Annotated in this window: 6 protein-coding genes; 5 read left to right on the top strand and 1 reads right to left on the bottom strand. The window is 68.7% G+C overall.

All coding sequences use genetic code 11. The features are described from left to right. Positions 1–66 precede the first annotated feature (66 nt). Entirely contained in the window at positions 67–1,053 is a 987-nt protein-coding gene (locus IG78_RS0140755; protein WP_249926170.1) for an alpha/beta fold hydrolase, read from the top strand. A gap of 77 nt (positions 1,054–1,130) precedes the next feature. Here IG78_RS0140755 and IG78_RS0140750 read toward each other — a convergent pair whose 3' ends face one another. Continuing rightward, complete coding sequence (locus tag IG78_RS0140750) at positions 1,131–1,520, bottom strand: hypothetical protein (protein ID WP_030574726.1); 390 nt, start codon at positions 1,518–1,520, stop codon at positions 1,131–1,133. Between the two features lie 696 nt (positions 1,521–2,216). Between IG78_RS0140750 and IG78_RS52080 the strand changes: the two genes are divergently transcribed. The 4 genes from IG78_RS52080 to IG78_RS0140740 all read left to right on the top strand — a co-directional run. After that, positions 2,217–2,897, top strand: a complete 681-nt coding sequence (locus IG78_RS52080) for a phosphotransferase (protein WP_225882438.1) — start codon at positions 2,217–2,219, stop codon at positions 2,895–2,897. 11 nt (positions 2,898–2,908) lie between these two features. Then, positions 2,909–3,325 (top strand): protein kinase family protein, encoded by a 417-nt coding sequence (locus IG78_RS52075; RefSeq protein ID WP_051853562.1) that lies wholly within the window; start codon positions 2,909–2,911, stop codon positions 3,323–3,325. 306 nt (positions 3,326–3,631) lie between these two features. Continuing rightward, a complete protein-coding gene (locus IG78_RS52995) occupies positions 3,632–4,369 on the top strand; it encodes a glycosyltransferase (protein ID WP_404827850.1) in 738 nt (245 codons plus the stop codon). Between the two features lie 22 nt (positions 4,370–4,391). Further along, on the top strand, positions 4,392–4,748 hold a 357-nt coding region (locus tag IG78_RS0140740; protein WP_430739070.1), incomplete at its 3' end, for a phosphotransferase.

The raw sequence follows: 4,748 nt of genomic DNA, 5'->3' as shown, positions 1-4,748 counted from the left end.
CGAGCGGGACGAGTCGCAGATCGCCCGCTGGATCGCGCACGAGTGGCCACGCATCAAAAAAGGGCCGTGAACACACGTGCCTGGATCGTCTTCCTCGACGAATCAGGCGTCTGCCTCCTCCCTCAGATCCGCCGCACTTACTCGCCCCGAGGGCAGACTCCGCTCCTGCGGCACCGCCTGAACTGGAAGCGCGCGTCGATGGCCGGGGCCTTGGGCTACCACTGCACCGACCCCGATCGCGGGGCCCGCCTGTGCTTCCACCTCAAGCCCGGCAGCTACGACACCGCAGGACTCATCGAGGTCCTGGAGCAGGTAAAGGTGTTCTACCACGGCGAGCAAGTGGTCCTGACCTGGGACGGCCTGTCCGCCCACTGGAGCCGGGCGATGCGGGCCTGGGTCGCCGAACAGGACTGGCTCACCCTGGAACGATTACTGTGCCTCCTGGAGGCCCCCGGTCGCGGCAACCTGCAGGCCCTGCCGCTGATCGACGACTGCGACCGGCTCGTCGACTACTTCTCCACCGCTATCGCACCACTGCTCGACCGGCCCTTCGGGTTCTTCGGCCACAGCATGGGCGCACTGATCGCCTACCAGCTCACTCGCCGACTCCTACGCCAGGGGGAACCGCTCCCCACCTGGCTGGGGGTATCCGCCTACGCCGCCCCGCAAGGCAAAGCAGGCGCAGACAGCCGCCCTCACCTGATGGCCGACGACGAACTGCGCGCGTGGCTGCGGAGCGGCGGCGGCAGCCCACCGCAGCTCCTCGACAACGACGACGTCTGGCACAAGTTCGCCCCAATGTTCCGCAGCGACTTCAAACTCGTGGACACCTGGACTCCTCCCCGCAGCCCGGAGCCGCTGCCCGTCCCGCTATCGGTATTCGCGGGCGTGCACGACAAGCTGATCGACGAGGACCGTCTCCTTGCCTGGCGAGCGTTCACAACGCGCTTCCGCGGACTCGAGAGGTTCGACGGCGACCACTTCTACCTGACGACCCAGCAGCAGCCTCTGGCCGCCGCTATCACGGCCGCGATGCGCTCCGCAGCTCCGTGAGCCCGCTCTCACGACCACGCCACCCGTCAGACGATCAACTCTCACGAGGCGCTGGCGGAAGCTGCGGGGGCCAGTCTTCAGGCGTCGGGGTCGACTTCGGGATGCGTGAACCGCACGGGCCTGCCCAGCGACCGGGCGTAGGCGACCTCGGACTTGGTGCTGTCTCCGAGGTAGTCACCGACCACGAGAACCTCATCAGCGAGAAGGATCTTCGACCGGTGCAGCTCGTCGAGCTGAGTCTTCAGCGCCTCGGCCTCGACCGGATCGGACCAGAACTCATGCGGCGACTTCAGGTCGCAGCCCGGCTTGACGACGATCCTCCCGGCCTTGGTCTCCCGGACATCGGCCGCGGCCATCTCGGCCATGAAGCGGGTGGAGCCGCAGATTGCGACGATGCGCGGGAAGTTCAGCTGCTTCTTCGCCTCGGCGAGCTTGTCCGCGGGGGTGATCACTTGCGGGGACGACACTGTTCCTCCTGGTGGTGCTGCCCAAGGGGTGCTTGTGGAGGCGAGAACGAAGGCGTCCAAGATCGCCTCACGGCGAACCCCGTGCACGCCTGCGCGCCCGCACTCTATTCGAAGAGCATCCCCGCCCGGTGCCGCGGCGCCCGCCAGCCGGCCCTACGCCCCGCCAGTGTGACGCCGAACTGGTCACCCTCGCCGCAAAGCCCACTTCGCTTACCGCGTCCACCGTCCCGACCAGGCGATTCCGGCATCCCGCCGCGGTGCCGGCCTGCTCGGCCGATCCCCTGCCGACAGCTGGGGGCTGTGCCGGGTCGGGCTGGGATACCGAGCCCACCCGAACGAGGGAAATGCAGATCAGATGACCGCATTGACGCAGGGTTGTCCGCCGGTGATCACCTCTGCGGCATGCCTGCATCTGCCGGCCGAGCGCGACCAGCTCCCCGGCCCGTCCGGCCGCCGCGTCGAGGTCGCGGCTGAACTCGTGGCGGATGCGGGCAGTAGCCAAGGGCGCAGGCAGGGTCCCCAGAAACCCAGCGTCGTGGCCGAACGGGAGCTCACCCCAGTTCTCCCAACGCTCACCCCGCACGTGGCTCGCCAGGCCGAACGCCTCACTGGCGCGCCGCGCCTGCGCCCTGATCGACCTGCCCATCTGCCGCCCTCTCACTGACCACGATCGCTGTGTGCTTCGACGAGGAGACCATGTCCGCCGCATTTCACCAGCCCTGCCTCGGCAGCCCCACCGAGACGGTCGCCGCGCCTTCCACACCCGGCGAGCAGGAGCAGATCGTGGCGCTCGCCGACACGCTGGTGCTCGGGTACGGACTGCACCCGGCAGGAATCACGCGGATCCCGGAGGGCACCGCGACGGACAACTACTCCATCGTCGACCAGACAGGCCGACGGCACTTCGGCAAGGTCTATCGCACCCGAAGAAACTTGGATCGGGAGCTGGCGTCGGTCGAACTGTCCGAGTACGCCGCCGACGGGGGCGTCGCCACCGCGCGGGCGACCCGCACGCGCGAGCGCGAACTCATCGCGACTCGCGGCCGCCTGCCGATGTCCCTCTGGTCGTACGTGCCGCACACCGAGACTGCCGAGGGCACCCTGACCGGTGCACGGTGGGCAGCGGCCGGCGCAGCGATGGGCCGTCTCCACAGCCGACTCGCCACTCACCCCGCCGCCGCACCCAGCTTGCAACCTGGTGCCGCGGTCTGCGACGTAGCCACCGCCCGCAGCCGCTTCGACAAGCTGATTCTCGCGTACCAGCACAAACCCACGCTGAGCGAGTTCGAGACGTGGGCACTGCGGGCGGCACGTGAGCGACACGCCGTCCTGGGGGACGTCGAGCGCATCCTCGCTTCACTTCCACCGAAAAAATAACGGTCCAGGTCATGCACGGCGACTTGGCCGGCCCCAACGTCCTGCTGAAAAACGACGTGGTCGCCGCGCTCGTGGACTTCGGACCACCCACACCCGACTACCTCGCCTGGGAGCTCATGCGCCTTGGCTGTGACCCCGCGAGCTTCCAGGCAAACGGCGTCGAGAGGTGGCGCAAGGGATACACCGACCTCGCCCTCGCCTATCGAGACGCCAACCCCACGGCGCCCGCGGACGACATCCTGTCCTCTCTTCGCGTCGGCTGTGCGGCCATGCTCTGCTCGGCCTTTCCGCTGTCGGCACCCGTGGAACGACCCCACCTCGTCGATGCCGCCCTCGAGTCCTACGCACGGGCACGACACGAGGCCGCTCTGACGCTGCTGGAGCAGATGCCTGCCCTGGAGGCGGCCCTGCACGATGCTCTTCGCTGAGTCCATGACCCACATGGCCGGCGTACTCACGCAACCCGCAGGCCCGGACAGCGAACTCGACTGCCCAGGGCCTGCTGTAGTAGCAGGGCGCTGAGGGCCGGCGGCCGAGGGCGCGGCCGCCGCGCCCGGAGAGCGGGGGCGGCCGCGGAGGGTCGAGAGGGCGGGGAGACGATCACCTGGTGAGCCGCTCCACCTCCCTTCTCCCAGCATCACCCCAGTTCAGAGCCACCCCTTCCGCGGGCGGCCGCCTACGGCAGGGCATGCCAGGGATGACCGGATCACGGTGCTGGTGGCCACGGATTGTCAGTGGCGTGGGCGAAGGTCCGTCCGCAGAGCACCGCCACACCACACCGAAGGAGACGGGTGCTGTCGACGCCTCATGCAATCCGCCACTCCGACTGCCGTCCCCGTACGTGTGAATCGAACGAGACGAGAGGAGCCGCCCACGCAGACGGCGCTTGCCGTCCGCGTCCCGGCGGCCTGGAGGCTTTCGGGCTCGTCCTCATCGAGGCCCAAGCCCACGGACTCCCGATCGCCTACTCCGATCTGCCCAGCGCAAGGGAAATCCTCGGAAGCACTGGCGTTCCCTACACTCCTTGCGACCCCCGCTCGCTGGCCGCGGTCCTGGACGGCATGAGCCGGAACACCCGTCGACGCAAAGCTCTGAGCAGGGCGGCTCTCCACAACGCGCGCCGATACGACATCACCCGCCACCGCCCGCCAAACCCACGAACTGACGCTCCACGCGACCTCTGCCTTCTCGGACCCCGACGCCTCCGCCCGGCACACCACAGCCGGACGGCGCATGGTGGAGAGCTGTCCACTCGCAAACGCGTGACCGTGTGTGGACTCACCTCTGGTGCACCCAAACCTTCCCGTCCCGGCCCTCGGCGGCCACCGGGCTCGAAGAACCGTCGTGCGGCAACGCGTCAAGAAGTCGGACGCGTCCTCGCCACCGGCGAGGCATTTACCCGCCGGGCCCACCACAAGAAGGGCACCAAGCCACGGCGCACAGGGAAAGAAGGCGTTTCCGCCGACGGATAGGGTTCCGGAGCACGGGTATCCGGTGCCCCGCCTCCGGGACCCGGCGGCCTCCGGAGGCAGCACGGCGCCGCGAACCGACCTGGTGATGCAGCGGCTGCACGGCCCGTCCATGCTTCAGGCGCTGCTGCAGGGCACGATCACGACCGAGGAAGCAGGAGCGGAGCTCGCTGATCTGCTGCACCGCCTGCACTCGGTTCCCGCACGGGTCTCCGCCGATCCCGTCACTCGGATCCTCCACCTCGACCTGCACCCGGACAACGTGATGCTCACCTCGGGCACGCCCGTGGTGATCGACTGGCGCAACACCGAGGAAGGGCCACCCGGACTGGACTGGGCAATGTCGGCCCTGATCCTGGCGCAGGTCGCTGTCGGCAACACG

The sequence above is a fragment of the Streptomyces aureocirculatus genome (assembly GCF_000720475.1).
GTDB lineage: Bacteria > Actinomycetota > Actinomycetes > Streptomycetales > Streptomycetaceae > Streptomyces > Streptomyces aureocirculatus.
Note: the sequence above shows the minus strand (reverse complement) of the source record. Positions and strands in the feature narration are given on the sequence as shown.

Bases quoted from the DNA above. Each gene is read 5' to 3' on its own strand.
- IG78_RS52080 (WP_225882438.1), top strand. From the start codon at position 2,217: ATGTCCGCCGCATTTCACCAGCCCTGCCTCGGCAGCCCCACCGAGACG.
- IG78_RS52075 (WP_051853562.1), top strand. From the start codon at position 2,909: ATGCACGGCGACTTGGCCGGCCCCAACGTCCTGCTGAAAAACGACGTG.